Source organism: Roseitalea sp., assembly GCF_984466335.1.
The window spans coordinates 3,743-7,179 of the sequence record NZ_CFIFWG010000160.1 but is presented as its reverse complement, the minus strand read 5'-3'; the positions used below and the strand labels follow the sequence as shown (position 1 = coordinate 7,179).

2 protein-coding genes are annotated in these 3,437 nt (G+C 68.6%); one reads left to right on the top strand and one right to left on the bottom strand.

The genetic code is table 11. The annotated features are described in order from the left end of the window. Positions 1-1,003: M20/M25/M40 family metallo-hydrolase (locus AC5E6L_RS12900; protein WP_491773799.1), on the bottom strand; the 1,003-nt coding region annotated here is incomplete at its 3' end. A 489-nt stretch (positions 1,004-1,492) separates the two neighbouring features. On the opposite strand from AC5E6L_RS12900, the gene AC5E6L_RS12895 reads away from it, so the two are divergent. Next, positions 1,493-3,437 (top strand): SIS domain-containing protein (locus tag AC5E6L_RS12895; RefSeq protein ID WP_491773797.1); only part of this gene is annotated, 1,945 nt, incomplete at its 3' end.

Sequence of the window (3,437 nt, the reverse complement as noted above, 5' to 3'; positions counted from 1 at the left end):
TCTTCGCCGAAGCCTCGGCCGGAATGACCGTCTTGAACCCTTCGCCCGTATAGCCGCCGGTGACGCCGTTGACCTCGGCGGTCGGGCGCGCCCATGTCAGCTCCAGCACGCTGCGTCCCGCCTCGCCGGACGGATATTTGAGATCGACCTCGCCCAGGAACGCCGCGTCGGTCAGGCCAAGGGCCTTCCAGCTTTCGAGCTGCTGGGCCGGAACCTCCTCGACGCCGTCATAGAAGTGGGGGATCGTCACCCGGCCCGCCTCGTCGTGCATGCCGGCGAGGATCGCGCTGAGAATATGCAGCGGATTGGCCGCCGCGCCGCCATAATGGCCCGAATGCAGATCGCGGTCGGCCGCGCGCACGGTGATCTCCTCGCCCACCATGCCGCGCAGGCTGCCCGAGATGGCGGGCGTCCGGCTGTCCCACATGGACGTGTCGCAGACGAGCGCGACCTCCGCCCCGAGCTCTTCGGCGTTGGCCTCAAGGAACGGCTTGAGCGAGGGCGACCCGCTCTCCTCCTCGCCCTCGAACAGGATCGTCACCCGGCACGGCAGCGCGCCGTGGACGGCCTTGTAGGCGCGGCACGCCTCGACGAAGGTCATCAACTGCCCCTTGTCGTCGGACGCGCCGCGTCCGCTGATCACCGTGACGCCGTCGCGCTCCTTGAGCGCCGGCGCGAACGGGTCGTCCTCCCAAAGGTCGAGCGGGTCGACGGGCTGGACGTCATAATGGCCGTAGAACAGGACGTGCGGCGCCCCGGCTGGCCCGTCATGGTGGGCGACGACCATCGGGTGGCCCGGCGTGTCGCGCACCGACGCGTCAAAGCCGATCGAGGCAAGATCGTCGGCCAGCCATCGGGCGGCGGCCCGGCACTGGTCGCCAAAGGCGGGATCGGTGGAGATCGACCTGATCCGCAAAAGGGCGAACAGGCGTTCAAGGCCGGCATCGACCGAATCGTCGAGTGCGTCCAGAACCGGTTGCAGGGGCAGATCGGTAGGGTTCATCGCGGGCTCCATGGTCAGGCTGGGCTGAACGCGATTGATGGGCGCCGGGCCGGAGCATGTCAAAACCAAAGACACGGCCGCTCAAAAAAAGCCATCATGCGGAGGTCGCGCATGATGGCTTGAGAAGCAGAAGTGGCAGCCCGGAGAGGGGGATTAGGCTGCCACTTGTCCGGATCGGCGGGGGACGGGCCTAAGCCGGACGACGGCTTTCGCCGTTAACCGTAAATTAACATGCGCTTTGCGGCGAAATATTGGCGGAGCGTTGCAAAAATCACGCAATCACACAACTGTCATATTCCGTGTCCGATGATGGTCGGGCCGTTCGACGCGGCCGCGGAACGGCCCTTGCGGTCGGCCTGTCGCTGATAACAGGTTGATGCGCGAAGTGATCGCCTGGGCGTGATTCGGTGTTGCGCCCCGGGCTCGTGCCGGCTTCAAAGCGTTGCCGTCGAAGGCGCCACAGGGCGCGGCGGGCGAGGGGGACAGAACATGTGCGGCATTGCCGGCTACGTCACCAGGGAGTTTTCCACAGACGGGATCGACACGCGATTCCTGCTCGACCTGAGCGAGGCGGCCAGCGCGGTCGAGCCCGGCGAAGGCGCCCTCGAATGGCTCGACGGCGCGGTCGGCACGCTCAAGGCGCGCTTCGATGCGATGATGTCGATCGCCGCCGTTCGGCGGGTGGCGCTCGACGCCGCGCTGGAAGCGGCCGTGCGGCGGCTCGCCGAGGGTTTTGCCGCGCACGAAACCGCCCTTACCGCCCTGTCGAAAGGCGGACGCACCGATCTGGACCCGCTGATCGAGGCGCTGCGCGACATGGGCTGGCAGCTTTCGGCGGAACTGGCCGATCACGCGGCCGCGGCGCGGGCGCTGGTCGCCGCCGGGACCGATCTTGAAGGGACGACGGTGCTGCATGTGGCCGTCGCCACCGAATATGTGCTGCGCGCGATCGACAGGCTTGAGGTGCGCGGCCGCGATTCGGCCGGCATCGCCCTTCAGATCGACGTGCCGGCCGATCGTGTCGACCGGCTGCCCGCGGCGATGGCCGGCGAACTGGCCGCGCGCGCCGCCGACCTTCACGCCGGCCACCGCGCGGTGCATGCGACCCCGCGCGGCAAGGCGGGCACGACGATCACCTTCAGCTACAAGACGGCCAATCTGGTGGGGCGGCTGGGCGACAATGGCGCGGCGCTGCGCGCGGCGATCGCCGCCGACGCCCTGTTGTGGACGCTGGCGGGCGGCGCGCGGCGCGCATCCATCCTGTCGCACACGCGCTGGGCCTCGCACGGGGTCATCTCGGTCGCCAACTGCCACCCGCACAACCCGTCCCTGACGGCGGACGAGGCCACCGATCCGGCGGCGGCCCTGGGCGCGATGTATGCGCTCAACGGCGATGTCGACAATCACGCCGAACTGATGGCCGAACTGGTCACCAATCGGCAGGGCGCGGTCGATCCGGCGATCACGACCGACGCCAAGGTGATCCCGCTGGCGGACCGTCTGGGCGATGCCGACAATGGCGACCGGCTCGAACGGTTCCGCGGCGCGGTTCGACGGCTCGACGGTTCGGTCGCCATCGGCTGCATCGACCCGTCGATGCCGGGCGAGGCGCTGCTGGCCCAGAAAGGCTCCGGCCAGGGCCTTTACGCGGCCCGGCGGGTCGACGGCTTCATGTTCGCCTCGGAGGTCTACGGGCTCTGCAACGCGGCACGGCAGGCGGCCAATCTGGCGCGCTCGGTCGCCGGCGGGTCCGTCATCCATCTTCATGCCGATGAAGATGCCGCGCGCATGCGCACCGTCAATGACGGCACCGAGGCCAAGCTGAGGTTCGACCCGATCGGGATCTGGGCGCGCGACATTTATCGCGGCGGCTTCGACACCTATCTGGAAAAGGAAATCCATGACGGGCCGTCGAGCGTGACCAAGACGCTGCGCGGGCGGTTCCGGCGGCGCAAGGGCCTCGTCGCGTTCGATCGGTTGCCGCACGACATCTGGGCCGGCCTGCGCGAAGCGCTCAAGGGCGGGCTGTCGCGCATCTATGTCATCGGTCAGGGCACCGCCGGCGTGGCGGCGGTCGGCATCGGCCATCTTGTCGAGCGCGCATTGTCGCGCGAAGCGCGCCTGCGCGTTCCGGTGCAGGCGGTGCGGTCGTCGGAGCTTTCGGCGGATATCGACGCCTATGATTTCACCGATGCGCTGGTGATCGCGGTCTCGCAGTCGGGCACGACGACGGACACCAACCGCGCGGTCGACCTGGCCCGCGAGCGCGGCGCCTTCGTCCACGCCATCGTCAACCGGCGCAGTTCGGACCTGGTGCGCAAGGCGCAGTCGGTGCTCTACACGTCCGACGGCCGCGACGTCGAAATGTCGGTGGCCTCGACCAAGGCGTTCTATTCGCAGATCGCGGCGGGCAAGCTGACCGCCCTGTTCCTGG